Below are 24,512 nucleotides of genomic sequence, written 5' to 3' on the forward strand. Positions count from 1 at the left end.
GCAAATTTTAACTTCTTTCTATTTAGGATTTAGTGTACTTTCCTAGATGAAAGGAGTTATTTTTATGGCACACATACACTTATTAACTAAAGAACAGTTAGAACAAGAGAAAAGGTTTAATCTCGAAGAAAGAGATTTTCATGTCTTAAATCAAATCGAATATAAAGAGTCTAGAAGAAAAGCTCAAAGTATCTTAAGATTTATCAGAAAAGGTATTTTATTAAATAATGGATCTTGGAGCATCTCATTTTCTAAAATTCATAAAGATTATAATGATTGGGTAAATAAAAAGAAAAAGAAAAGACCAGAACTAAAAAATATAAGCTTAAAACAAATAAAAAATATAGTAAATAAATTAAAAGATTTAGGTTTACTTATTATTGAAAATGTAAAGAAAAGAAACTGTTATTTTCTGCCATTACCCAATAAATTACCCAATAATGAAAACATTACACTCCTTGATACAACAAGCATAGAAGGTAATCAAACTACTCCTAGGTATACTAGGAATAATAATATAGATATAGATTCTAATAGTAACTCAAAAGAATTTAATTCAGACATGTATGAAAAATGTACAAGTCTTGTTGATGTTAGAAATAAAGTTAAAGAGTTACTTAAAGCTGCTAGAGTTAAGAGCTCTTGGATTAAGAATAAAGTTTTAATAAAATTAAGTGAAAACTATAGAAATATAACTGTTAAATTTTTAGAGAGTTATATTAATACAGTCATTGAGAACACTAGAAATACATATTATTCAAATTATAGAAAATATATCAAGAACAATGCGAACAACAGAGTTCTACCAAACTTTACAGAAAGAAATTATTCAAAAGATTACTGGAAATACATAGAAGAAAATCTATGTTTTAATTAACAATTTAACAATTAATAGAATTTATTGTTAAAAAATAGATTATAAATAAACTGAAAAATTTCCAGTTTATTAAAAATTGGAAATTACCATATTTTTTTTATAGATAATTTGATACAATGGGAACAGAAGTTCGTATGTATATGAGAACAAAAGTTTGATTTGGTTATTGTAAACAAAATAAAATGTTTTTATATAGAGCAATGATATTTATTGCTCTATATAAAATATAAATCCTTGAGTATATAACTTAATATTAAATTTTATGATTTAAATAGTATTTAATTTTTCTTCCAGATCTTCAATATCGATATTTTCTAAGTCTAGAATATCATTTAAAGATCCTAAAACTACTGCGATTATATTAATATCACTATTTTTGTCATAATATTGTATTTCATACGGAAGTGTACTACATGGGTGTAGTTCTAATTTATCTTTTTTCTTATGTATTTTTTTACAAGTAGCTTCATTATTTTCACTTAAATAAGCTATTACTATATCGCCATCAATAGGAGTTTTATTTCTGCAGCAAATAATTAATTCATTGTCCTTGAATAATTTATTCATACTGTTCCCTTTTACTCTTAAGGCGAAACAATCCTTGTAATTGCTAGGTAAAGCAATTGATTTACTAATTTCATTAAATGCATATGATGGGGTTCCGCAAGAAACTTCACCAACTACATCTATTGGAATGAAATTTAAATTACTTATTAAGTCTTTAAAATTACTTGAAAGAAAATTTTCTTTTTCAGTAATTGAATAGTTAAAAATATTATCTTCATTAACTTCTTTAATAGATTTACTATACTCATTTTCGATAGATTTATTTTTGTCTAAAAGAGAAGCAAATTCTTTAGAAAGTTTTTGAAAAGTTAAAATATCAGATTCACTACGATTAAGAACTCTAGTTAACTCGGTGAACATTCTTTCAGTACGTTTTTTAGACATTATTAAATCTTCATAGGTTTTTATATTTTTATCAATTAGTTCATTTAGGTAATAAATTTTCTCTGTTAGTTCACTATAAGAAAACTTTTCTTCAGTTGAATTAGTAATTTCTTTATTTGTACCAAGCAGTTCGTCAATTGAGCAATTCATTACTTCTGACATTTTAACCAGAGTATAAATTGGAGGTTCACTTTTAGCTCTTTCATAATAACTTAAAGTAGATCTTGCTATTTCAAGTTGTTTAGCAAAATCTTCTTGAGAAATTTTATTATCTTTTCTGAAATCTTTTAATGTTGTCGCTAATCTATGAAGTCCTATTTCTTTAGCCATAAATTATCCTCCTTTCTAAATATAGTTTTATCAGATGTTTGGATAATTACATTGTAAAAGATATAAATAAAACTAATTTTATTTAAAAATAGTATTAAATATTGACATAAGTGAGTGAGCGTGATAATATATAGGTAAATTAAATGAAAATATGGATAAAGGTGATAAATATGGAAAACAAGTTAAGCTTTCTAAGAAAGAATAAAGTGCTTTCTCAAAGGGAAGTTGCTAGCTTAATTGGTAAAGAAGCACGTTTTATTCACAAATTAGAAAATTGGAAAGTAAAAAACCCTAGTGCAAGTGAAGTCTATAAATTATCTAGAATATACGATACAAGTATGGAAGAAATTTATAGAGCAATAGTATTAAACAACTAAATAAATTAAATTTAAGTTTTGTCCAGTAGGAGAAAAGGAGAGCGAACTACGCCCTTTTTTAATACACTTTTAGGACAAACTTTAGGAGTTGATGCTGTGAGAGGTAAAGGAGAACTTAATAAAAATGAAGTTGGAAGTCTTTATTTAGATGGTTTTTCGGGAAAAGAAATAGCAAAAATATTAGGGGCTAAGGAAGATACTATTTATAAGTGTCTTAACTGAAATTTTAGTCATTTGAAAGAACATAATAAAGCTAAAAGGGAATTGAAAAAACTACAAGATGAAGAAATAAGGAAAATTACTCATAGAGAATGTAAAAAGTTTATGAGTGATAGAAACTTTGTTAAGACTAATAGTTCCATTTACAAACATAATGGACATGGAAATTTTAGTGTTAAAAAAGAAGATGAAATTGGATGTGTAGTTCCTTTCGATGTTCCAAAACATTTTAGTTTTAAGAAAAAGTTTTAGATAACTTGGTACATATGCGAGATATATTTAAAAAATATTATTTCAAAGGGAGAGAATTAAAATGAATAAGAGAATTAAGGCCATAATAGAATTTGTGAAAGTACATAAAAAAGAAACTATAGGAGTTGCAGTTGCTTTAGGAATAGCAGTCGTTGGTGTAGGTGGATATGCAATAAGTAAGCATTATGCAAACACTGATACTAACAATATAGCTTTAGCTGATAAAAAAGAAGATTCTAAAGCAGATGAAGATAAAAAGCTAGAAGAAAATAAAGATGTAAATAATGAAGAAGTAACTGTAGAAGAGCAAGAAGATGGATCATTGATTGTTAAAGATAAAGATGGTAATATCATCGCAGACAGTTCTAAAGGAGACGATGTTTCTAAGATAGTTGAAGAAAAGAAAGAAGCTGGAAGTGATGTTAATATAAAAAATAAAAAAGGTGAAGTTGAAAAAGTAGAAAACGTTGATAATGGAACTATAAAAGTAGCAAATGGCGAAACTATAAGTTCTAAAACAGAAAATAAAGTTCAAGCTTCACAGCCAAGTGGTGAGAAGGTTGAGAAAGTGGAGGATGTAAAAGGTACTACTGCAAGTAGTGAAGGAAGTATTACAATTGTAAAGCCTAGTAAGGAAGAAAGCTCTAGTAAGCCTGAAAGTAACAAACAAGAGCAGCCTGAAGAGTCAAAACCTGAAGAAGCTCCACAGCCTTCTCAAAAACCAGAAGAGAATAAACAAGAAAAACCTGCAGAAAATCAACAACAAACAAAGCCAGTTGAAAAGCCAAAGGAGGTTCAGTATATGGATTCAATGACACAACAACTTTGGAGTGATTTTAATGCTTACAGACAATCAAAAGGATTAAATGCTCTAAAGTGGAGTAATAAATATGCTGGATGGACAAAAACACACTGTGAAGAAATGGCTAAAAAGAATAAGGGCAGTTATCATACTAATTATCCTGAAGGTGGACAAGTTACAGGAAGTAATTCAAATAAAAATTTAACTGCAAGTGGAATATTACAACAATTTAAAAATTCACCAGCACATAATAATAATATTTTAGATAAGGAACTTACAGAAGGAGCTTGCGATGTATACAAAAGTGCTGATGGTGGATATTATTTTACAATAGGATTTGATTATTAATTTATATATAAAGATCTAGAGTTTTACTCTAGATCTTTTTTGATACTGTTTTTTAGGGGGAGAACATATGGGAAGAGTGAGGAAAGATTTTTATAAAGGAGAAGTCTATAGAGGAGATATTTTCTATGCAGACTTAGGAGAAATAAAGAGTAAGTTTGGTTCAGTACAAGGTGGAATTAGGCCAGTTATTGTAATTCAAAATGATATTGGGAATAGAGAAGGTGAAACTTTTATAGTTACTTCTGTAACATCTAAGCCTAAGAGAAAAATGCCAGTACATACTAAAATAATAAAAGAATGTTTAGAAAAGCCAGCTACTATTTTATTAGAGCAAATAACAACTATTTCTAGGTATCAGATGAGAGAGAAAATAGGAAAGTTAAATGGATATGAAATAAAAGAACTAAATAGAGCATTAGGAATAAGTATTGGTTTAAGTTAGAAAGTTCAAGAGTGTTGCAATTAAGTAGCACTCTTTGGTACTGTTTAATTGTAAATAAAAATCATAATATATGATTAAATATTTGCACTTATTTTAATTTATAATAGAGGGTGTAATTGGTCTGACGGGGCACTCTTTGGGTTTATAATATCCGTTTTAAAAACTGTTAGCCTTCCCCTTATTATAAAGATTCGATTAAGCAGGTTGAAACCATTAAGGCGTTCGTGTAACTAACCAAAATGAATTGTAATAAGTGTAGGTAGGATTAAATTACAATACTTTTAGGAGGAATATGATGATTAGTATAGGAATTGATGTCTCAAAAGGGAAAAGTACTGTTTGTGCATTAAAACCTTATGGTGAGGTTTTTAAAGATTCATATGAAATTCAACATACAGAAACAGATTTGAAAAATTTAGTAAATGATATTTTAAGTCTAAAAGAGGACGTAAAAGTTGTAATGGAAGCAACTGGTTCTTATCATTTACCGGTTCTTACTTATCTTAAGGAGCACAATATATTTGTATCTGTAATAAATCCTTTATTAATGAAAAGTATTCTTTCAGAGGATTAAGAAAGGCTAAGACTGATAAGATTGATTCTATTAAAATAGCTAACTATGGAATTGATAATTGGTTTAAGTTAGTTGATTATGAAATTACAGATGAGATATATTCGGAACTAAAATTATTAGGAAGACAGTATTCTCACTATGTAAAAATGAAAATCGAAAGTAAGCTTATGTTAGGTAATTTATTAGATATGACAATGCCGAAAATAAAAACTTTATTAAGGAATAGCTTAGATAAAGTAGAGAAAGATAAGTTAAATGACTTTATAAGGGAGTATTGGCATTATGATAATATTACTAAAAAAAGTGAAAAGCAATTTATAGGTAGCTATATGAAATGGTGTAAGAAGAATGGATACCATCAAAGTGAAACAAAAGCAAAGGAAATATATGCTTTAGCACAAGAAGGTATCCCTACATTATCTTCTAATTCTCCATCTACTAAAATGTTAGTATTAGAAGCAGTTAGAGTTCTTGATGAAGTAAATAGAACTCTATATATGATTTTATCACAAATGCAAAAACAGGCAAGAAAGTTAAAAGAATATGATGTAGTTAGAAATATGCCTGGAGTGGGAGATAAATTGGCTCCACGTTTAATAGCTGAAATTGGTAATATAAAAAGATATCACAATAAAAAAGCTTTAATAGCTTATGTAGGAATTGATTCTCCACCTTTTGAATCTGGACAGTTTGTTTCAAATAAACGTCGTATTTCAAAGCGGGGGTCTGCTTTACTTAGGAAAACTGGATATGAAATTATGCAATGCTTAAAAAGTAATAAGCCTAATGATTCCGTATATTTATATATGCTAAAAAAAGAAATTGAAGGAAAAGCTAAAAAAGTAGCTAAAATTGCTGCTTTAAATAAGTTTTTACGAATTTATTATGCTAAGGTAAAAGAAGTTTATATGACTTAAATTTTGATTTGAAAAATAATATGAAATAGGCTAAATGAGAAAACTCATTTAGTCTATTTGGCATGTAAAAAATTAAATACTTAAGCAATAAACCTGCTAATAAAAAACACTTGATTTTTATTAGCAGGTTTTTAAATACAAATTTTTTAGAAAGGAGAAAAGAGATTGAAGTATTTTGATACATCTTAAATTAATTTATCAAAATAAAAAAATTAATAATATGGAGGAGAAAGAAAGTGAGTAAAACAAAAAGATTCAAATTAATTACAACGGTAACTTTAATTTTTACATTTTTATTGACTAATATTAAGGTGTTTGCGGTAGAGATAACTTCTACAGATGCAGATAGTTATTTAAACTATAATTCACCAACTTGGGGAAAGGTTCTTCCTATAGGAAACCATAGATATTATGTTCCAGGAGATTTAACAACTTGCTATTGTTTAAATACAGGTGCGCTGAATCCAACCGGACAAGATTATACAAAAGAAATGCAAGTTGATGGTGGTATTGAGACAATTCTTTATTGGGGATATCCTGCAAAAGACGGTTCAGATTGGGGAATATCAGCTGATGAATATAGATATTGTACTCAATTAGCTATTTGGTCATATCAGAAAGAAGCTGGTATAAGTAGGGGAATTGATAGAACAAGACTTCAAGATGGTACAGGTTCTTTAGATAAATTAAAACCAGTAATAGATTTTTTAGTAGATAAGGCTAATAATAGAGAAATGCCTACTTTTTTTGAGGTATCACCAAATGACATAATTGCACATCAAGAAGGCGATTACTTTGTTAGTGAACCAATAAAAATAAAATCTAACTATACTTTAAGTGACGTAAATGTAGCTATAAAGAGTGTAAGAAATCCTGAATTAGAAAAAGATATAGTAATAAAGGATATGGATGGAAATGTTAAAGATTCAGGATATAAGGCAAATGAAAGCTTTAGAGTATATATTCCTATAGATTCAGAAACAGGAGATTTAAAGGTAAGTGTAAAAGCAAAGGTTGATATACCAGCAATGTTAGGATATATGACTCCTAAAGAAGGGATACAAGATATGGCAGTATCATCTTTAGATACTCACTCTATGGGAAAAGATGATATAGTAGTTTCTTGGACTGGTTTAAATGGAGCAGTACAAGTTATTAAAAAGGGAGATGATGGTAAGCTTTTAACTGGGGCTAAATTTGTATTAAAAAGCACAGATGGCTCTAAAATCGCTGAAACGGCTTCTGAGAATGGGAAAGCGGTATTTAATGATATTAAACCTGCAGATTACATTCTAGAGGAAACTGAGGCTCCTACGGGCTATTTAATAACTAATCCTGTTAATGTTACTGTAAAACCTAATAAAGTATCTACAGTTGAAATGGTTGATACTCAAATTAAAGGGAAAATTCAAATTTTAAAAATAGATGGAGAAACTCAAAAACCATTAAAAGGTGCAGAGTTTGAAGTTAAAAATGATAATGGAGAAAAAGTAGCAACAATAACAAGTGGTGATGATGGTATAGCTGAAACAGGAGTATTACCTTTTGCAAACTATGTTATTAAAGAGATTAAAGCTCCTGACAAATATACATTAAACGGAAAAGAATACCCAGTATCAATAACTAAACATATGGAAACAGTTAAGTTAACAGTTGCTAATACTAAGAAAAATGGTTCTATAGAAATTATTAAAAAAGCTGATGATGGTAAGTTATTAGAAGGAGCAGAATTCAACTTAGAAGATACTAATGGAAAAGTTATAGCAACTCAAAAATCTAATAAAGATGGAAAAGTTGTATTTAGTGATCTTAAAGAAGGGAATTATGTTCTTAAAGAAGTTAATGCTCCTAAAGGATATAATCTAGTAAATCCAGTAAATGTAGAAGTTAAGGCTGATGAAGTAACTAAATTAGATTTAACTGATAAAGCAACAACTGGTAAGTTACTAATCAAAAAAGTTGACGTAGCAACAGGTAAAGAAGTACCAGGAGCTAAGATAAAAATAACTTGTACAGAAGGCTTAGACAAAGGAAAATCATTCGAGTTCGTATCAACAGATAAGGAACAAGAATTTACTTTAAAAGCTGGGAAATACGAATTTGTGGAAACACAAGCACCAAAGGGATATGAGCTTAACAAAGAAGTAGGAAAATTTGAAATAACAAAAGAAGGCCAAGTTGTTAAATGTGATGTTAAAGATTCTAAAACTACTGGTAAGCTAATATTCAAGAAAGTAGATTCTAAAACTGGTGAAGGTTTAGATGGAGCAGAAATAAAATTAGTTTGTACTGAAGGTTTAGATAAAGGCAAAGAAATAACTTTCACTTCTAAGAATGAAGGAAATGAACTTGATTTACTAGCTGGAAAGTATGAAATTTCAGAATTAAAAGCTCCAGAAGGATATGAGTTAACAAAGGAAACAAAGGAGTTTACAGTAAATAAACAAGGAGAAGTTGTTAACTGTACTTTAGACAATACTAAATTTGAAATTGTTAAAACTGGTTCAAGCCTAGATGTTAATGCATTAATTCCATTTGGAATTATATTAGTAACAGGAGGCTTAGGAGCATTAATACTTTCAAAGAAAAGAAAATTATCATAATTTTTTTAGTTAAGAGAGTGCCATAAGGTACTCTCTTAAGTTTACATAAGAAAATAAGGAGATGAGATGTATGGTTATAACTATTATTTTAGGATTGATTATTATAAATACTTTTATGTATATGAGTTTGTTTAAAGTGGCTAAAAAAGCTGATGAAGAACTTGAAATATTATTTAAAAAACATAATTTTCAACAATAAAAGGGAGTGAGAAAAATGAGCGAAACCTTATTATGTGAAATAGAGAAATTAGATTTAGAATTTAGTTCTTTATCAAATAGAAAATTAAATAAAAAGGACCTAGAATACAGAAAATATTTAATTTCAAAACTACAAAGATTATCGAAAGAGTATCTAAGATCTTGTGGAATAAGAAATAAATATAAACTTGAGAAGATCCTAAGGAAGTATTACTTTGAATATCATATAAAAACATATTTTAAGTTTTTTAATTTCAGTAACATAGCTGTTTAAAAATGGTTTTTATTAATTTTTTTACTTTCATAGGAATTCTTTTAAGTATTTTAGGACTTTTTTTTCTTATATTAGGTTTTGATAATTATATTCCGATTGTGGCAAGGATGATGTTTTTAGGGATATTTATATTGGGAATTTTTATTATAGGCCTTTCTTCTCCTTTGGTATTAATGAGTGTAAAGATACTGATATTAGAAAGTATAGGCTTATTTATATTAAATATATTTTTAATATTCATATTTTCTAGGTATGAAGTTAAAAAGAAGTTTATAAAAGTATTTTTGATAGCTTTAAGAGTTTTATTAGGTCTGTTAAATATATATTTAATTTTTTTTAGCTTAATAAATTTAATTAAAGCTTATTTTACAGTGATAGGGTGTGTTTAAAATGATGAAAAAAGCCTTTATAACCTTAATCATAATTGGAATATTGTTAATAGGAGTAGCTTTATTTATTGATTTTAAATCAAAGTCAATCCAGGATGATTTAGTTCAAAAATACGAAGAAAAAATGTATAGTAATTCTTCAGTAAATTATAGTATTCCTGAAACAACTGAAAATACAGAGAAAAAAGAAGCTATAAAAGATACTTTTACTCAACCTAATAATAAAAATAAAGCTGAAAAAAATGATGTGATTGTGATATTAGAAATAGATAGTATAGGAGTTAAAGCTCCTATAGTTTTAGGAGAAGAAAATCTAGATTATGTAGTGGCTAAGTACAGGTCAAGCTCTGATTTTGGAGAATTAGGAAATGTAATATTAGCTGCACATAATAATATGCGTGGATCTATATTTAGAAACCTTCATAAGCTTAAAATAGAATCTACAGTAAAAATAATATCTGATAATAAGGAACTTGAATACAAAATAACTAATCGATATATCGTAGAGCCTAATGACACAAGCAAAATAAATTTTTTAAATGACAAGAAAGAAATAACTTTAATAACTTGTATTAACCATGCTAAACAAAGATTAATTTTAACTGGAGAATTAGTTAATTTTAACTTGGTACTTAAAATAAAATAGGAGGAAATAAATGTGCATGAATAAGAATACTAGAAAGATAGGCGAAGTTAGAAAAAAAGTTGAAGCTATAAGAGAAGAACTAGAAAAGGATGTTCTTTTTACTGCTAAAACATAGGAGTCAAAGGAGAGAATTAATGTAATAATAACTCAAGATGCCAATGATAAAATAATGGACTTTATGTATGATAATGCAAAGGTTCTTAAAGAACAATATGGCATACAATCTAGGAATAAATTATTAGCTGCAATTATAGAATTTGAAGCAGATCATATAGAAAATATATTTGAAAAGTTAAAAAAAAAGGAGAAATAAGATATGGGATTTAGTTTAAGAAAGTCTTTTAAAGTTGGTAAAAATTCTAAAGTTAATTTATCAACTGGAGGTGGTGTGGGATTTAGTACAGGTAAAAAAGGAGCGAGAGTTTCTGTAAATAAAAATGGAGTAAACTTATATGGTGGTAAAGGTATTTTACGATTTACTAAACATATTAGTTTTAAGAAAATATTTAGTTTTTTAAACAGTCTAAACAAATAAAATAATCATATAAAACGAGTTGTTCTCCAAGAACTTAAATAATGTTCAAGGAGGAATTTTTTTATGCAAAAATCAATGTTAAAACCACCAATTACAAGGCTAGGTGGTAAAAGTAAATTAAGAAAAGAAATAATAAGTATGATGCCAGACCATGTGTGTTATGTAGAACCATTCTTTGGAGCTGGGTGGGTTTATTTTGGAAAGGAAAAATCAAAGATTGAAGTAATAAATGATATTGAAAATGAAAAGATTGTTGTCTTATGAGATATCCGGAAGGAGTATATTCGATGAATATAAAAATGCTACTTTGGAGCATTTAACCGATATACAAAGAGCTATAAGATTTATGTACCTTATAACTCAAAGTTTCGGTGGTCAAGGTAATCATTATGGTTATGGAACTAATACATTGCCATCACAAAAAATCTTTGATTGTAACTTAGATGAGCTACAAGAAAGATTAAAAAACACTTATATAGAAAACTTAGATTTTCAAAAAATAATTGAAAAATATGATAGGGAATATACATTATTTTTCTTAGATCCGCCGTACTATGGTACAGCCGGATATGAAGCAGAGTTTGGAATAAAAGAGCAATTAAAACTTAGAGATATTCTTAAAAATATCAAAGGAAAGTTCATTTTAACAATCAATGATTGTGAAGAAACTAGAAGCTGGTACAAAGATTTTAATATCAAAGAAGTTGAAGTACATTATTCAGTTTCAAGACAAACTGAAGGAAGAAAAAGAAACAAAGAATTAATAATAACAAACTACTAAAAAGTATATGGAAGGAGATAAAATTATGGCTGCAAAGTTAGACAAAAATTTAAAAGAATTAGCACAAGATTTATTAAAATTACAAGGTATAGAATATATAGATTGGTTAAATAAAAAGCACCAAGAAGTAATAACTAAGAATACAAAAATCATAAGAAATTGTGTTAAAAATGAAATAAGAAACTCAAATAAAAAAGATGAAGTTATAGAAGAAATTAATCAAGAAAGCAATGAAAATCTTGAAAGTTTTGAAGATGAAAATTACAATGAGGATGAAGTAGAAAGTGAACGGAAGGAGTTAATTTATTAGGTGAAAGATTTAAATAAATATGCTTTGGAGTATAGAAAAGTTGTTAGGTATGCTCTTAAAGAAGGCCTTGCAATCTATAACAACAACTTATCAGAATTATATATAAATCATGAGATTGTAAAGAAACTTTTAGAGAAGGATAACTTTGATTCAGTTAATGGCAAATTATCAATTTGGAGAAGTTTAAAATGGATAGAAGTTTATTCTAAAAATAGATTTATAAAGAAGGTAAAAGTAGAAAAAAAAGTTATAAATGTAATAGCAATTAATGTAGAAATATTCAATACTTTAAATTTACTTTTAGAAGATTAAAAAATTCAAAAATGTGTGCAACCTTATGTGCAACTTCTTGTGCAACTTTGTGTGCAACCTCAACGTTTTAAAATATATTAAAGTTGCACACTTATATTATTGATTATATAAGGGTTTATAGTAATTTAGTTGCACATCGTATTATAATATATACATATAATGTATTAGGAGTAAATTGTGTTTTAATTTGCGACTAATATTTTTATATGTATATGTTGTATAGATAATTTTATACTCTTAGACTATAGATGTATATCTATAGTCTATACAGTAAATAACGTATAGTTATTTACTGTATAATATAATAAGTAATTTATTACTTATTATATTATTTTAGATAGGAGTATTTTCATTTATGAATATATATAATCTTAAAAAAGAAATGAAAAATATTATTTATTCTGATTCTTCTTTAAGTAAAAATTCTATTAGAGATAGAAACTCAGCTATTAATAAAATATTTGAAAATTTTAATCTTTTAGATGATACTTCTGTTATTACTAAAGATAAAATTTTAGATAACTTAAATTCAATTAAATTTAAAACTAAATTGTCTGCAGGTGTTAATGCTATTAGATTTTTAAAAGAGCATAATCTTGATGTTGATTTTCCTTCCGAAGATGAACTAAAAGAGATTATTAAAAATAAAAAGAAGAATAATCGTAAACCTACTGCAGAGAAAAATTTAATTGATATTGAAAGAAAAGTTAATCGGGTTAGAAAGAAAAATTATAGACTAGCTTATAAGTTAATGTTAGAGTCGGGACTTCGTGTTCACGAAGTTGCAGCTCTAAAGAAAGATGATTTTTCTTTTGATAAAAACTTAATAACTATTAATCTTAGAGAAGCTAAGGGTAATAAACTTTGTTCTATTGAACTTGAAAATAAATATTTATCTAAAAATATTAGTGAGTTTATTGAAACTAAAAGTGAAGATGAAAGAGTATTTCCACACATGAGATACTTACAAGAACAAGCTACTAAAATGGGAATAAAGTGTCATGATCTGCGAAGGGGATTTGCTAAAAGAACATACAAAGAAGAACTAGAAAATGATTCTCCAAGAAGTGAGGCTTTAGATAAAACTAGAATAAAGTTACGCCATACTAGAAGTGATACTACTAAGATTTATTTGAATAGTAAAATTAAAGTTTAAATAAGAGTGCTTTTTATAAGTGCTCTTATTTTTATTAGCTTTTTTTAGAAAGGAGTGATTTTTTTGAGTAGTGATTGGGAGAAAAAAGTTAATCAGGAAATAGAGAATGGAGCAAATGCAATTATAAATGAGATTGCAAATGTTCTAAGAATTTTCTTTTTTAGAGTTGGATTAGGTTTTAAAAAATCATGGAAGAATAAAAAGCTTTTTATTGGTTTCTTTTTAAGTTTTTTAATTCCTATAGTTGCAAGAATTAAAAGTGATTACTTTCTTGTAGACACTAAATTTTATTTTAAAATAATATATTTTTCAACCTTTATAGCTCCTTTAATTTATATGGCTATAATATCCTTTGTTAATAGAAAAGGAGATAAGGTTGAGGAAGAATTTAAGAAAGCTTTTGAAGAAATGGGCTTTATAGATATTTCAGGTAATGCACCTAAATTAATTAATATTAAACATGATGAATTAACTGGAATTGACCAATACTTTTTTAAAACATATATTCCATTAGATGATTGGCAACCTAAAGCTAGATTAATGGAGTCTAGATTAAATAAAACTATCTTTGAAATTATTCAAGGTATAGACAAACAGACAGTTCAAATGAATGCTTTGGAGGGAAGTGTTAAAGTTTCTGATAAGCTTTTATGGAGTAATGATTTAATTCGTGAGGAAGGCGTATTAAATTTTGGTAAGAGTATTTCAAGTGAAATAAAAATTGATTTAGATGAACAACCACACGTTTTAGTTGCTGGTCAAACTGGATCCGGGAAATCTGTACTTATGAGATGTCTTTTGTGGCAAGTATATTGTCAAGGTGCAGATGTGTATATGATAGATTTTAAAGCTGGCGTCGAGTTCGGTTTAGACTATGAAAAAATCGGTAGGGTAATGACCGAAGTCGATGAAACTTTAAAGCTTTTAGAAACTTTAATAGTTGAGAATACAGACCGTCTAAAGAAATTTAGAGAAGCTAAAGTTAAGAACTTAAAAGAATACAATAAGAAGTTTAAAACTCATTTAAAAAGAAAAGTTGTATTTATAGATGAGATGGCTCAACTTATGGATAGTTCAGGAGTTGATAAAGAAACTAAAGCTAAGTTAGAAAAAATAAGTTATTGTATTGCTACACTGGCAAGAACAGCTAGAGCATCAGGTATAAATTTAGTTTTAGGAGCACAAAGACCAGATGCTAATGTTATGAATGGCCAGATTAAAAATAACGTTACTGTTAGAGTATGTGGTAGATTTGCAGATGGTCCAGTTTCAGAAATAGTTTTAGGAAATAATAAAGCTAAAAAGCTTCCAGAGATAAAAGGTAGATTTTTATTTAAGGTAGATGCAAATACTATCGAGTTTCAAGCTTATTATTTCAATGATGATAAAGATTTTAAGCCAGAGCAAGTTGAAAGACAAAAGTCTCAAGATGAATTTATTTCAATCAAATCTTCAGATGATGATTTAATAATTGATGATGCTCCAGTTGAAAATATTTCAGTTGTTGAGAATAAAAGTTTTGATGAAATAAAACAAGAAATAGATGTAAATAAAGATTTAAAACAAGAAAAGCAAGATGTAAGTAAAGAATTAAAATCTAAAAATAAAACAGATATTCTATCAAGTAAAGATTGGGATGATAGTAACTTTTAAATATAGGAGGATTAAATATGCTTTTTAAAAGAAATAAAATTGATGAAGAAAAAGAGTTGAAATTTTTAGATTAAATTAAAGATTGGAGTGAGGATTGTGTTTAGAAAAAATAAAGAAAATACTAAGCCGAAAAAAGAGAAGAAAGAAAAAAAGTCTTTCTTCAGAAAAAAAGATAAATCTAACATGGATCTTGAGGATTCAGTTGCTAATTTAGATAAGCAAGTCAATGGTGTTAAGGAGAAAAAATTAGTAAGTGTAATGCCTTTTAGAATAGCAAGAGCTTTTATATGGGTTCTTATAGGTATTCTTTGTTTTAGGGGTGGCGTTTCAGTCTTTAAAGGTAATCAATCTGAAGCTTTGAAGAAAGAAAATGAAAAGATATTAAATAATATGGAGAAGCAAAGTTCACTTGAAACTCAAGCCTTTTCTTTTGCTGAAGAATTTGCTTGGGATTATTTTTCTAGATATCCAAGTGATACTCAAGATTTTGTAAGAAGAATAACAAAGTACACTACAGAGCAACTAGCAAATGAGATGAATAATGGAACTTATTCAGATGTCATTTATACTAGTGCTTTTTATTTTGAAAAATATTCTGAAAATCAAGTCAACGTAAGTGTTAAAGCTAGAGTTAGAGTTTATACACCTAAAGCTGGTCAAGAAGAAACTCCAAAGGACCAACTTCAGTATGATACTAATTTAGTTGATTACTATTTAGAAGTTCCTATAGTTTTCGATAAAGATATGAATATGTCCGTGGATGCATTACCAGTAATGACAGCTCCACCAGAGAAAGCTTATTTTAAAAATAAAGAGTTCTCAGGAACTAGCGAAAATGATGCAGATAAAACTAAAAAGATTACAGATAGTGTATCTCAATTCTTTAAGGCGTATTACGAGCAAAATCAAACACAAATAGATTACTTCTTAGTTGATGGAGCAGATATTAAGGGAGCAGGTCAAAAGTTCTCTTTCAATAAAATTGATAGAATAAATATTTATAAGCTTAGCGATAAAGAATTCTTGGCAATTGTAGACTTAAATGTAGATTCCTTTGGAAATGCAATAAAGCAAGGATTTAACCTTACTGTAGTTCAGGAAGGAGACAAGTTCTTAGTTAAAACTTTAGAGCCAAGAACTTCAAACATAGATTTAAATAATAAGAGCAATAATTAGGAGGATTTATTATGAAAAATTTTAAGAATTTAAAAGAGAAAGCAGCAGAGAGAATAAAATTACACAAGTTCAGAATACAAGGATTTTTTGTGGCATTATTAGCTTTTATGACAACCTATAACACTTATGCATATGCTAGTATAGATGGAGGAGCCATAAAAACTAATGTAATAAACAATATTTTATTACCTATATCCTTTGTTGTAGTTGGATTTCTTTTAATAAAAGAGCTTGTTAAAAAGAGTGTTGCAGGTATAGCAGTTGTTCTAATTGTAGGTGGATTGGTAATTGTAATTATTGCTAAACCAGAATTAATGAAGTCTTTTGGTGACTTTGTTCAATCTATATTAGGTTTATAGGAGTGATTTTTATGGAGGAAGATAGAAAAATTTTAAGAAGTTATAATAAGCTTAAAAATTTTGAAATTAAAATTTATAGATTAGGAAATACTACAATACCATTTCCAGTTCCTATAACAACTTCACTTTATTTTGTTGTGGCATTAATAATAATTGCTATTATAGATGCTACAATTGGAATACACATAAATTTTATATATAAGTACGTTGCTTTACCTTTAGGTATAGCCTATATAGCCAAAAATAAAAAAATAGATGGAAAATCACTGCATAAGTATTTACTAAGACTTATACAGTTTCAAAATATCAAGAAATCTAAAATAGAAAGATTTGAGATTCGAGAGAATTTAGAAAATTTTAGATTTATAGAAAGATTTTAGGTTGACTATAAAATCATAAAATTTTATATTGAAAATATATAATTTTGAGGTGGTTTTATGGAAAATAAATTTAAAGATTTTTTTGATGATGAGATTATTGCAATAAACAAATTAGACGCAATTAAAAGATTATCTAGAAGATTTAATATAGATAGTTTGGAAGCAGAAAAAATATATGATAAATGGAGACGAAATTGGTGTGATATAACCAAACAAGAGGGTTAGTTTAAACTAACTCTCTTTATTTTATTCCAAGTTTGAAAGGAGTATTTTAAGATGAAAAATAATAAATTTAATTTTCCTATAAATTTTGTTAAGGAAAATTTGATTTTTAATAATAAAGTCTGCTATGCAGGATTTAAACTTAATGGATTTGAATATAGTTCTTGTAATAATAGTGAAAAAATTAGGATATTAGATAGTTTAACCGAACTTATAAAAGAAATACCTAGTGAAGCTCAGATTTTATTAATTCCAAGAGCAGTGGATTGTGAGAGATCCATAAGACCTATGATAAATAAAATCCAGGAAAATGATCCTTTGAAAGAAGTTTCAACAATTTTGGCTGAGAAAACTATAGAAATTTTAGAAGAAAGAGCTGAGGATAGATATATATTTAATCCTGTTACTGAAGAAAATGAGTTTATTGCCGGAGATAAAACATTAAAATATGACACATATATATTTATTTCCCTTCTAAAAGGCGACAACAAGGATTTTATTTCTAAAGGAGGGGAAATGTTCGAGTATATGATAAAAAGCCCTAAAAAGGCTTTAAATGAGTTTTTAGGCATATCTCAGAAAACTATATCTGAAAGAGACTTTAGAATTTATAAGAAAAAGTCTACAGAATTTTTAGAAATACAATCTATGAGATTTGATATACGCCCTTTAAGAAAAAGTGAAATAGATAGTTTAAGTGCCAGGGTTACTAAACGTGGTCATCAATCAGCGGATGAGCTTGTTAAGTGTAGTGATAATTTCTTAGAAGTAGAGCAAGATGAAGAAAAAGTTATTATTCCTTTAAGAAATGCCTATAAAAATAGGGTTACTGGTCTTATAGAGCAAGGGGATAAAATATTAAAAATACAAAATGATGGATTTACAAGTTATCAGACTTTCTTGGCCATAAACAATATTCCAAGTATGGAGTTTCCAGGCGTTGAGTATATAAAGTTAATCCAGGATATGAATATTGGTGCAGAGATCTGCATCCACATAAAGAAGTTTTCTGCGGAAGAAAGTAAAAGTAAGATAAAAAATAAAGCTGCTAAGATAAATGCACAGGTAAATGAAGCACTTCAAGGAGGACATATACCATCCGATGAAGAATACGAAGCGAAGGCGGCCGCAGAGTCGTTAGAAAAGGAAGTAAAGAGAAATAAACATATAATAGAAACAAGTATAAGTATTTGTTTAGCTTCCACAAAGGAGAAAATAGTTAGAAATAATACAAAAGTCCTTATGGAATATTTCAATAAATCATTAAAATTTGAGCTTATAAATCCATATACAGATCAGTATAGAATTTTCTTAGATTTTATACCTGCTAACTCTAATTATAATAGAGATTTCGTACAGCTAGTTCCAATGGAAACATTAGCGGGGGGAGTATTCGGAGCTAGTGACCATTTAGGAGATAGTGTAGGAGCCTATATAGGCTACACAGTAAATGGTAATAGAAAGGTTTATTTATACATGGGAAGAGCTACAAAGTTAAATAAATCACCTGCTATGGGCATATATGGGAACTTAGGTGGTGGAAAATCTTTTAATGCTAACCTAATTGTAGTTTTACATGTTCTTTTCGGTAGCTCCGCACTAATTTTTGATCCTAAAAGTGAAAGGTCACATTGGGCTGATAAACTAGATTTCATGGGAGATTTAATAAGTATAGTTAGATTAACACCTAACGATGAAGATAAGGGTAAACTAGATCCATTTAACCTTTACAATGATAATATAGATGAAGCTTGTGACCTAGCTTTTAACATAATAGTTGAGATTGCAAACACAAATGAAGAAGAAAAGATAATTTTAAAAGAAACTCTAAATAAAATGAAGGATGAAAAAAGACCTTCAATGAAACGACTAATCGAAATGATTAACGATGTATCAGATAGTGATGCCTATAAAAAAGAAGCAGAGCGTTTGGTAAGAAAACTAAATGCATCAAAGGATGTAGGTTTATCTAAACTTATTTTTGGAGATGGTACTGAAAAAGCTATTAATCTAGACAATAGACTAAATATTCTTCAAATAGATAATCTAACAATTCCAGATCAAGGTACAAAGAAAGAAGAATACTCTGAAGAAGAAAAATTAAGTTCTTGTTTAATGATGCTTATGGGAAGTTTTACGAAGAAATTTGCTATGAAAAAAAGAAATACCTTCGACTTAATACTTTTTGACGAAAGTTGGTTTTGTGCGAGACGTTCATAGTTGAAAAGACTATGCACATTCTAAATATAAGAGAATGGAGAACTCTTAACTTGAAAAGTGGAATGATAGGGTAACGCCTTGAAACGCTTTCTCTAATACTCCGACATGCAGTAACTTTGTGTGAAAGTTATTGTGTGAAGCTCGGTGAAGTCGGCAGAAAATTACCGTAGCAGATAATAAAATGTTATCTAACGAAAGTGTTCTAGAGGTAGAATATGTAGTTGATATGCCGGGAGTCATTAAAAACAGAATATGGTGAGAATGTTCCAATAGGAACTGACGAACTGGCGAAGGTACGCTCCAAAGCGATAAGTATAGAAATGTATGTTAATTGGTTTGAGGATGAGTAAGAATAGAACCCATGAAAATCCTTGATATGTTATAGGCATATGATAAGCCAATGGGGTAAAGTCAGCACCTAAGTTCTAGTATTGATAAAGTTAAGGGAACGTCGAAAACTAAAGACGTGGAGGATACACACCTATGAAGCGAAGAAAGGGAATACATAACCTTTCATAATCTTTAGTGAGAGTAGTGGCATGACTGATGAAGATTTTGTAATGAAATTGGAGGAATAGCCACAAGTCAATTATTTATTGAAAGAAACTTAATCACCACCATGGATTCTAGTAAGACTCAAAAGGTCACGAATCTTATGAGAGGAGTGATAAACCATGAAAAAAATTGTTAGAGAAGAAATTTTATTAAAAGATAACAAATTACGTTATGCAGAATACTATGGAATGACAGAAATATTTGATGAACTATATGCAAAAAGTAAGGCAGGAAACTGCTTTAAAAATTTAATGGATATTATTACATCAACAGATAATATTAAGCTTGCATATAGAACAATTAAGCGAAATAGCGGAAGTATTACTCCGGGTATAGATGGTGTAACTATTAAGAAAATAGAAAATCTACCACAAGATATATTCATAAATATTGTTAGGAAAAGATTCAAGCGATATAAACCTAGAAAGGTAAAGCGTGTGGATATTCCTAAAAATGACGGAAAAACAAGACCATTAGGTATCCCTTCTATGTGGGATAGGATTGTGCAACAATGTATATTGCAAGTATTAGAACCAATTTGTGAAGCGAAATTTTATAAACATAGTTATGGATTCAGACCAATAAGGTCATGTGAAAATGCGATTACAATGTGTATGTATAGAATGAATCAAAGCCACATGTCTTATGTAGTAGATATTGATATAAAAGGATTCTTTGATAATGTAAACCACGTCAAATTAATGAGGCAGTTATGGTCAATAGGAATAAGAGATAAAGCTCTTTTGGTTATTATAAGAAGAATGTTAAAAGCACCTATTGTGATGAGTAATGGGGATATTAGAATACCAACCAAAGGAACTCCACAAGGTGGAATACTTAGCCCATTATTGGCAAATGTAGTACTAAATGAGTTTGATTGGTGGATAGCCAAACAGTGGGAAGAACGAACTTGTCGAGAGATGAAACCTTCATATAACAAAAAAGGTTATCTCGATAAAAGCAATAGCTTTAATAAGCTACGAAAAAAATCGAAATTAAAAGAAATGTATATAGTTAGATATTGTGATGATTTTAAAGTGTTTTGTAAGAATAAAAGAGATGCCATGAAAATATTTTATGCAATTAAAATGTGGCTATCGGAAAGATTAAAACTACAAATTTCTGAAGAAAAATCGAAAATTACAAATTTAGAAAAAGAAAATAGTGAATTTTTAGGATTTACACTTAGACTAGTAAAAAAAGGCAAGAAAAAAGTTTGTTATTCTCATATTACTCAAAAAGCAAAAAAGAAAATAAAAAATAACCTTAAAGAGCAAATAAAAAGGATTCGTAACGCCGACAATAAGATAAAAGCAATTGTAGAAATTCAAAAATACAATAGTATGATAATAGGAATTCACAACTACTACAATAAAGCTACGCATGTAAACAATGACTTTAAACCTATCAATTATCAAGTAATGCTCAGTTTTTATAATTACTTTAAGACCAAAGGCTTGACTAAGATAGGAGTTTACAAAGGTAATGATAAAGGAATCAAAAAGTATATTAAATCAAAACAGATAAGATATTTATTTGATTACCCCATATTACCATTAGGATATATTAGAACATGGAAACCAAAACTTAAGCAACACTGCAAAAATAAATATACACCTGAAGGTAGAATTCATTTACATAAGGAACAAGAAGTTGTTCCAGAATGGAAATTACAATGGCTACGAGAACATCCAGTAATAAATGAGCGAGCAAGTGTAGAATATAATGATAATCGAATATCATTATTCGTATCACAAAAAGGTAAATGTGCAATAACGGGAGTTGAAATGTTTCTTGATGACATGCATTGTCATCACAAACGATTATGGTCTATAACTAAAGATGATTCATATAAGAATCTAATTTTAGTAACTAAAAATATTCATGAATTAATTCACATGACTGATTTGTGCAAGATTAAAGAAAAAATCATCAAATTATCATTGTCAAATAAACAACTAAAAAAAGTTAATGAATTAAGGAAATTAATAAACAATTTCCAGATTTCAATTAAAAGTGATTATACTTATAATCAACTAAGTTTTTTCTAACAAGAATAAGATTAAGAAAAATGAATTCAATATATAATTGATGGAACGCCGTATGCGGTGAAAGTCGCACGTACGGTGTGGAGCGAGGGAAAAATTGGAGATAATATCAAAGATTTACCTATCGCTATTGAAAAATTCTGCTGCAGGTAGAAAATTATATGACTTTTTAGCAAGACAGGGAAGATCCTTAAATGTTGGATGTATATTTAACGGGCATTCAGTTCTTGACATTCCAACAGAAGAAATCAAAAATACTATAACATACAAGTTATGTTTTAAAACAAATAATAGAGATGAAGCAAAGAGAATGCTTGAATTTATGAATAAAAGTGTTACTGAAGAAAATATTAAAATGCTTATGGAATTAGAAAATAGGCAAGCTGTTTTCAAGGACTTAGATGGAAGGGTTGGAGTAATAGAATTTGATGCTGTTTTTGAACAGTTTATAGAGTGTTTTAGCACAACACCAGAAGATACCTTAAACTATGAGGATGTTTCTTAATGAAAAAGCTTTTTATATGGAGTGGGATAATATCTTTGATATTTCCACTTCTATTTTTTTTCTTAATTATAGGGGGAAGTGGCGAGCAGCCAACCCCAGTAAATCCTAATCCTAATTTAACGGAAGAGCAGCTTAATTTTATAAGTCAGATTGTTTCCGGAGCGAAGCAATCCTATGAAGAAACAGGAATATTTCCATCAATAACCATGGCACAAGCTATATTAGAAAGTGGTTGGGGAAAATCTGGGTTGGCCATAAAAGCTAATAATTTATTTGGTATAAAAGCTGACTCCGGATGGAAGGGGAAAGTCTTAGAAATGCCAACTCAGGAGCATGTTAATGGTGGAATAATAACTATTATAGCAAGGTGGAGAGTTTACGAAAGTTGGAATGAATCTGTAATAGATCATGGTAAATTCTTTGTAGAAAATTCTAGATATAAAGAAAATGGAGTCCTGGACGCAACTAACTATATAGAGCAAGCTCAATGTATACAAAAAGCGGGGTATGCAACAGATCCAAACTATGCAAACCAATTAATCCAGGTAATAAATGATTTTGGACTAAATATTTACGACATGAACGGAAATGTTGTAGGGAATGATGTTATAGAAAAAGCAATAGAAGCTGGAATGAAATGGGTTTGCAAATCTCCATATGTTTGGGGAGGAGGTCGTAACCAATCTGACGTTGATGCAGGACGATTTGATTGTAGTTCCTTAGTACATTATTGTTATGCATCTGCAGGAATAACTTTAGGACCAAGAGAAAGTGTAACCACATGGTCCTTAATAAACATGGGTAAACCTGTACCTGCAAGTGAAATGAAGCGTGGAGACTTAATATTCTTCGATACAGCTGGAAGGAACGGCCATATCGGAATCTACCTTGGAAATGGAAAATTCCTAAATGATAGTTCAACTCAAGGTGTAAGTATTGGAGACTTAAATAGGGCTTATTGGAGCAGATATTTTAACGGAAATGTAAGAAGAGTCGTAGAATAAAAATTCGGTTTTAAGAAGAAAAGTACCTGGATAATTATCAATATTTTTAAAAATATCCAGGTACTTTTTTATAAATTTACGAACATTAATCGGAGGTGTGAAATGGAGAATGTGAAGATTAATATATATAGTAAATTTCTGTATTTGAAAAATAAATTAACTTATAAAAATATATTAAAAGCCATAGTTATAATTGCAACTATTGTTATAGCTTATAATTGTTTAACTAAAATAGCTTATGCAGATGGATTTTTAAGCTATGGTAATAGTGATGATCCTTATAAAAACATTCCTGAAGGATGGGGAATGTTTATTTCTGAAAAGTATAGAAATAACTATGCCTTAGATATTATAGATACTCATGGTTGGGAGCTTATAGATAAGGCTATAACAGGATTAACTAATATAGTATTTAGCGGAATAGTAATGATTAGTTGGTTTGGAGTAAATATATTTAGATTTTGCTTTACAAATGATATAGCTGCAGGCTTTGCAAATCAATTAAATAGTGTACTAGGTTCTCTAAATAATGGGATTTTCAACAATTTCTTTATGATAGTATTTATGATTTCATTGTTTTCAATAGTTTATAATCTATATAAAAAGAATTTTAGTGCCATAGGATCACAAATACTTGCAGTAGCCATAATATATGCAACAACAGCTTTTTTAAGTAATGGAGCAGTTGCTTTCTTATCTAAAACAACTGAGTTCTCTAAGACAATAGGAACTAGTGCCATAGTTGCTATAAATGGTAAAGATAACAATGAGGGTTCCTTAGAAGATTATTCTAAAACTGTTGTAGGCACCTTATGGGGGAATTTCGTTCAACAACCTTGGGTAATGCTAGAATTCGATGGGAAAGTACCATTATATGAAAAAGATAAACCTAGCAATACAATTAATAATGAGGCAATGGAATATTCTAAAGAAATATTATCGGAACCTTATGGTAGTGATGAAAGAGAAAAAGCTTTAGAGTCAATAAATGAAAATTTTAATAAGGAGTTATTTTCAAAAAATGGCATAAATACTAAGTTAGTATCTGTATGTGTATTATTCGTAATAACTTTAATAAAGATGATTATTTTAATAGC

Annotated in this window: 26 protein-coding genes and 4 pseudogenes; 29 read left to right on the forward strand and 1 reads right to left on the reverse strand. The window is 28.5% G+C overall.

Going from position 1 to position 24,512, the window contains the following annotated elements; translation table 11 throughout:
• The first annotated feature begins 64 nt into the window (after window positions 1-64).
• Window positions 65-877 carry a hypothetical protein gene (locus QP548_RS15595; protein ID WP_061429491.1) on the forward strand — a complete coding sequence of 271 codons (813 nt, stop codon included), beginning with the start codon at window positions 65-67 and terminating at the stop codon, window positions 875-877.
• A 267-nt stretch (window positions 878-1,144) separates the two neighbouring features.
• Here QP548_RS15595 and QP548_RS15600 read toward each other — a convergent pair whose 3' ends face one another.
• The gene (locus QP548_RS15600) at window positions 1,145-2,158 is read right to left on the reverse strand and encodes a helix-turn-helix domain-containing protein (protein WP_061429492.1); all 1,014 of its coding nucleotides are present in this window, start codon (window positions 2,156-2,158) and stop codon (window positions 1,145-1,147) included.
• 170 nt (window positions 2,159-2,328) lie between these two features.
• Here QP548_RS15600 and QP548_RS15605 point away from each other — a divergent pair, with 170 nt between their 5' ends.
• From QP548_RS15605 to QP548_RS15735, 28 genes and pseudogenes are all read left to right on the forward strand, one after another.
• The gene (locus tag QP548_RS15605) at window positions 2,329-2,535 is read left to right on the forward strand and encodes a helix-turn-helix transcriptional regulator (protein ID WP_061429493.1); all 207 of its coding nucleotides are present in this window, start codon (window positions 2,329-2,331) and stop codon (window positions 2,533-2,535) included.
• Window positions 2,536-2,631: 96 nt separating this feature from the next.
• Window positions 2,632-2,757: a terminase gpP N-terminus-related DNA-binding protein gene (locus QP548_RS15610; RefSeq protein ID WP_236907375.1), complete on the forward strand. Its 126-nt coding sequence runs from the start codon at window positions 2,632-2,634 to the stop codon at window positions 2,755-2,757.
• 42 nt (window positions 2,758-2,799) lie between these two features.
• A complete protein-coding gene (locus tag QP548_RS15615; RefSeq protein WP_242944748.1) occupies window positions 2,800-3,006 on the forward strand; it encodes a hypothetical protein in 207 nt (68 codons plus the stop codon).
• A gap of 61 nt (window positions 3,007-3,067) precedes the next feature.
• Window positions 3,068-4,156 (forward strand): CAP domain-containing protein, encoded by a 1,089-nt coding sequence (locus QP548_RS15620; protein WP_061429494.1) that lies wholly within the window; start codon window positions 3,068-3,070, stop codon window positions 4,154-4,156.
• 67 nt (window positions 4,157-4,223) lie between these two features.
• Window positions 4,224-4,598 carry a type II toxin-antitoxin system PemK/MazF family toxin gene (locus QP548_RS15625; protein ID WP_061429495.1) on the forward strand — a complete coding sequence of 125 codons (375 nt, stop codon included), beginning with the start codon at window positions 4,224-4,226 and terminating at the stop codon, window positions 4,596-4,598.
• Between the two features lie 295 nt (window positions 4,599-4,893).
• Window positions 4,894-5,312: pseudogene (locus QP548_RS17030) on the forward strand (IS110 family transposase); the annotation flags it as partial.
• Between the two features lie 27 nt (window positions 5,313-5,339).
• Window positions 5,340-6,089, forward strand: a complete 750-nt coding sequence (locus QP548_RS17035) for an IS110 family transposase (protein ID WP_338012351.1) — start codon at window positions 5,340-5,342, stop codon at window positions 6,087-6,089.
• A 236-nt stretch (window positions 6,090-6,325) separates the two neighbouring features.
• Window positions 6,326-8,692, forward strand: a complete 2,367-nt coding sequence (locus QP548_RS15635) for a SpaA isopeptide-forming pilin-related protein (protein ID WP_061429496.1) — start codon at window positions 6,326-6,328, stop codon at window positions 8,690-8,692.
• 70 nt (window positions 8,693-8,762) lie between these two features.
• Entirely contained in the window at window positions 8,763-8,891 is a 129-nt protein-coding gene (locus tag QP548_RS15640; protein ID WP_003449039.1) for a hypothetical protein, read from the forward strand.
• A gap of 15 nt (window positions 8,892-8,906) precedes the next feature.
• Window positions 8,907-9,164, forward strand: coding sequence for a hypothetical protein (locus tag QP548_RS15645; RefSeq protein ID WP_003448999.1), 258 nt, complete (start codon window positions 8,907-8,909; stop codon window positions 9,162-9,164).
• Window positions 9,165-9,554: 390 nt separating this feature from the next.
• Window positions 9,555-10,199, forward strand: a complete 645-nt coding sequence (locus tag QP548_RS15650; protein ID WP_061429498.1) for a class D sortase — start codon at window positions 9,555-9,557, stop codon at window positions 10,197-10,199.
• A 10-nt stretch (window positions 10,200-10,209) separates the two neighbouring features.
• Window positions 10,210-10,512, forward strand: a pseudogene (locus QP548_RS17040) (hypothetical protein).
• A gap of 3 nt (window positions 10,513-10,515) precedes the next feature.
• Window positions 10,516-10,734 carry a DUF4236 domain-containing protein gene (locus tag QP548_RS15660; protein ID WP_003479720.1) on the forward strand — a complete coding sequence of 73 codons (219 nt, stop codon included), beginning with the start codon at window positions 10,516-10,518 and terminating at the stop codon, window positions 10,732-10,734.
• Window positions 10,735-10,797: 63 nt separating this feature from the next.
• A pseudogene (locus tag QP548_RS15665) lies at window positions 10,798-11,515 on the forward strand (DNA adenine methylase).
• Between the two features lie 25 nt (window positions 11,516-11,540).
• Window positions 11,541-11,825: a hypothetical protein gene (locus tag QP548_RS15670; RefSeq protein ID WP_061429499.1), complete on the forward strand. Its 285-nt coding sequence runs from the start codon at window positions 11,541-11,543 to the stop codon at window positions 11,823-11,825.
• Window positions 11,826-12,137: a hypothetical protein gene (locus QP548_RS15675; protein ID WP_003465044.1), complete on the forward strand. Its 312-nt coding sequence runs from the start codon at window positions 11,826-11,828 to the stop codon at window positions 12,135-12,137. It abuts the gene before it with no gap.
• 355 nt (window positions 12,138-12,492) lie between these two features.
• Window positions 12,493-13,293: a MobM family relaxase TcpM gene (gene tcpM / locus QP548_RS15680; RefSeq protein WP_061429500.1), complete on the forward strand. Its 801-nt coding sequence runs from the start codon at window positions 12,493-12,495 to the stop codon at window positions 13,291-13,293.
• A 54-nt stretch (window positions 13,294-13,347) separates the two neighbouring features.
• Window positions 13,348-14,946 (forward strand): FtsK/SpoIIIE domain-containing protein, encoded by a 1,599-nt coding sequence (locus QP548_RS15685; RefSeq protein ID WP_236907378.1) that lies wholly within the window; start codon window positions 13,348-13,350, stop codon window positions 14,944-14,946.
• 96 nt (window positions 14,947-15,042) lie between these two features.
• Window positions 15,043-16,122 (forward strand): conjugal transfer protein, encoded by a 1,080-nt coding sequence (locus QP548_RS15690; protein ID WP_061429502.1) that lies wholly within the window; start codon window positions 15,043-15,045, stop codon window positions 16,120-16,122.
• An 11-nt stretch (window positions 16,123-16,133) separates the two neighbouring features.
• Window positions 16,134-16,481 (forward strand): conjugal transfer membrane protein TcpD, encoded by a 348-nt coding sequence (gene tcpD / locus QP548_RS15695; RefSeq protein ID WP_061429503.1) that lies wholly within the window; start codon window positions 16,134-16,136, stop codon window positions 16,479-16,481.
• Window positions 16,482-16,492: 11 nt separating this feature from the next.
• Window positions 16,493-16,861, forward strand: a complete 369-nt coding sequence (locus tag QP548_RS15700; protein ID WP_061429504.1) for a TcpE family conjugal transfer membrane protein — start codon at window positions 16,493-16,495, stop codon at window positions 16,859-16,861.
• A 57-nt stretch (window positions 16,862-16,918) separates the two neighbouring features.
• A complete protein-coding gene (locus QP548_RS15705; RefSeq protein ID WP_170869520.1) occupies window positions 16,919-17,086 on the forward strand; it encodes a hypothetical protein in 168 nt (55 codons plus the stop codon).
• Between the two features lie 51 nt (window positions 17,087-17,137).
• Window positions 17,138-19,303 carry an ATP-binding protein gene (locus QP548_RS15710; RefSeq protein ID WP_061429505.1) on the forward strand — a complete coding sequence of 722 codons (2,166 nt, stop codon included), beginning with the start codon at window positions 17,138-17,140 and terminating at the stop codon, window positions 19,301-19,303.
• 221 nt (window positions 19,304-19,524) lie between these two features.
• Window positions 19,525-19,653 (forward strand): hypothetical protein, encoded by a 129-nt coding sequence (locus QP548_RS15715; RefSeq protein ID WP_003470023.1) that lies wholly within the window; start codon window positions 19,525-19,527, stop codon window positions 19,651-19,653.
• A gap of 324 nt (window positions 19,654-19,977) precedes the next feature.
• On the forward strand, window positions 19,978-21,909 hold the full coding sequence (gene ltrA / locus QP548_RS15720) for a group II intron reverse transcriptase/maturase (protein ID WP_061429506.1): 1,932 nt from the start codon (window positions 19,978-19,980) through the stop codon (window positions 21,907-21,909).
• A gap of 94 nt (window positions 21,910-22,003) precedes the next feature.
• A complete protein-coding gene (locus QP548_RS15725) occupies window positions 22,004-22,411 on the forward strand; it encodes an ATP-binding protein (protein ID WP_061429507.1) in 408 nt (135 codons plus the stop codon).
• Window positions 22,411-23,415: a glucosaminidase domain-containing protein gene (locus QP548_RS15730; RefSeq protein ID WP_061429508.1), complete on the forward strand. Its 1,005-nt coding sequence runs from the start codon at window positions 22,411-22,413 to the stop codon at window positions 23,413-23,415. The genes QP548_RS15725 and QP548_RS15730 overlap by 1 nt, the downstream gene beginning before the upstream one ends.
• A gap of 102 nt (window positions 23,416-23,517) precedes the next feature.
• Window positions 23,518-24,512 (forward strand): annotated as a pseudogene (locus tag QP548_RS15735) (TcpH); the annotation flags it as partial.

The organism is Clostridium sp. UMB9555A (assembly GCF_030222355.1).
Lineage (GTDB): Bacteria > Bacillota > Clostridia > Clostridiales > Clostridiaceae > Sarcina > Sarcina perfringens.

Coding starts and splice junctions, on each gene's coding strand:
- QP548_RS15620 (WP_061429494.1), top strand. CDS start 3,068: ATGAATAAGAGAATTAAGGCCATAATAGAATTTGTGAAAGTACATAAA.
- QP548_RS15660 (WP_003479720.1), top strand. CDS start 10,516: ATGGGATTTAGTTTAAGAAAGTCTTTTAAAGTTGGTAAAAATTCTAAA.
- QP548_RS15705 (WP_170869520.1), top strand. CDS start 16,919: ATGGAAAATAAATTTAAAGATTTTTTTGATGATGAGATTATTGCAATA.
- QP548_RS15645 (WP_003448999.1), top strand. CDS start 8,907: ATGAGCGAAACCTTATTATGTGAAATAGAGAAATTAGATTTAGAATTT.
- QP548_RS15670 (WP_061429499.1), top strand. CDS start 11,541: ATGGCTGCAAAGTTAGACAAAAATTTAAAAGAATTAGCACAAGATTTA.
- tcpD (WP_061429503.1), top strand. CDS start 16,134: ATGAAAAATTTTAAGAATTTAAAAGAGAAAGCAGCAGAGAGAATAAAA.
- QP548_RS15595 (WP_061429491.1), top strand. CDS start 65: ATGGCACACATACACTTATTAACTAAAGAACAGTTAGAACAAGAGAAA.
- QP548_RS15600 (WP_061429492.1), bottom strand. CDS start 2,158: ATGGCTAAAGAAATAGGACTTCATAGATTAGCGACAACATTAAAAGAT.
- QP548_RS15650 (WP_061429498.1), top strand. CDS start 9,555: ATGATGAAAAAAGCCTTTATAACCTTAATCATAATTGGAATATTGTTA.
- ltrA (WP_061429506.1), top strand. CDS start 19,978: ATGAAAAAAATTGTTAGAGAAGAAATTTTATTAAAAGATAACAAATTA.
- QP548_RS17035 (WP_338012351.1), top strand. CDS start 5,340: ATGTTAGGTAATTTATTAGATATGACAATGCCGAAAATAAAAACTTTA.
- tcpM (WP_061429500.1), top strand. CDS start 12,493: ATGAATATATATAATCTTAAAAAAGAAATGAAAAATATTATTTATTCT.
- QP548_RS15730 (WP_061429508.1), top strand. CDS start 22,411: ATGAAAAAGCTTTTTATATGGAGTGGGATAATATCTTTGATATTTCCA.
- QP548_RS15640 (WP_003449039.1), top strand. CDS start 8,763: ATGGTTATAACTATTATTTTAGGATTGATTATTATAAATACTTTTATG.
- QP548_RS15605 (WP_061429493.1), top strand. CDS start 2,329: ATGGAAAACAAGTTAAGCTTTCTAAGAAAGAATAAAGTGCTTTCTCAA.
- QP548_RS15700 (WP_061429504.1), top strand. CDS start 16,493: ATGGAGGAAGATAGAAAAATTTTAAGAAGTTATAATAAGCTTAAAAAT.
- QP548_RS15625 (WP_061429495.1), top strand. CDS start 4,224: ATGGGAAGAGTGAGGAAAGATTTTTATAAAGGAGAAGTCTATAGAGGA.
- QP548_RS15710 (WP_061429505.1), top strand. CDS start 17,138: ATGAAAAATAATAAATTTAATTTTCCTATAAATTTTGTTAAGGAAAAT.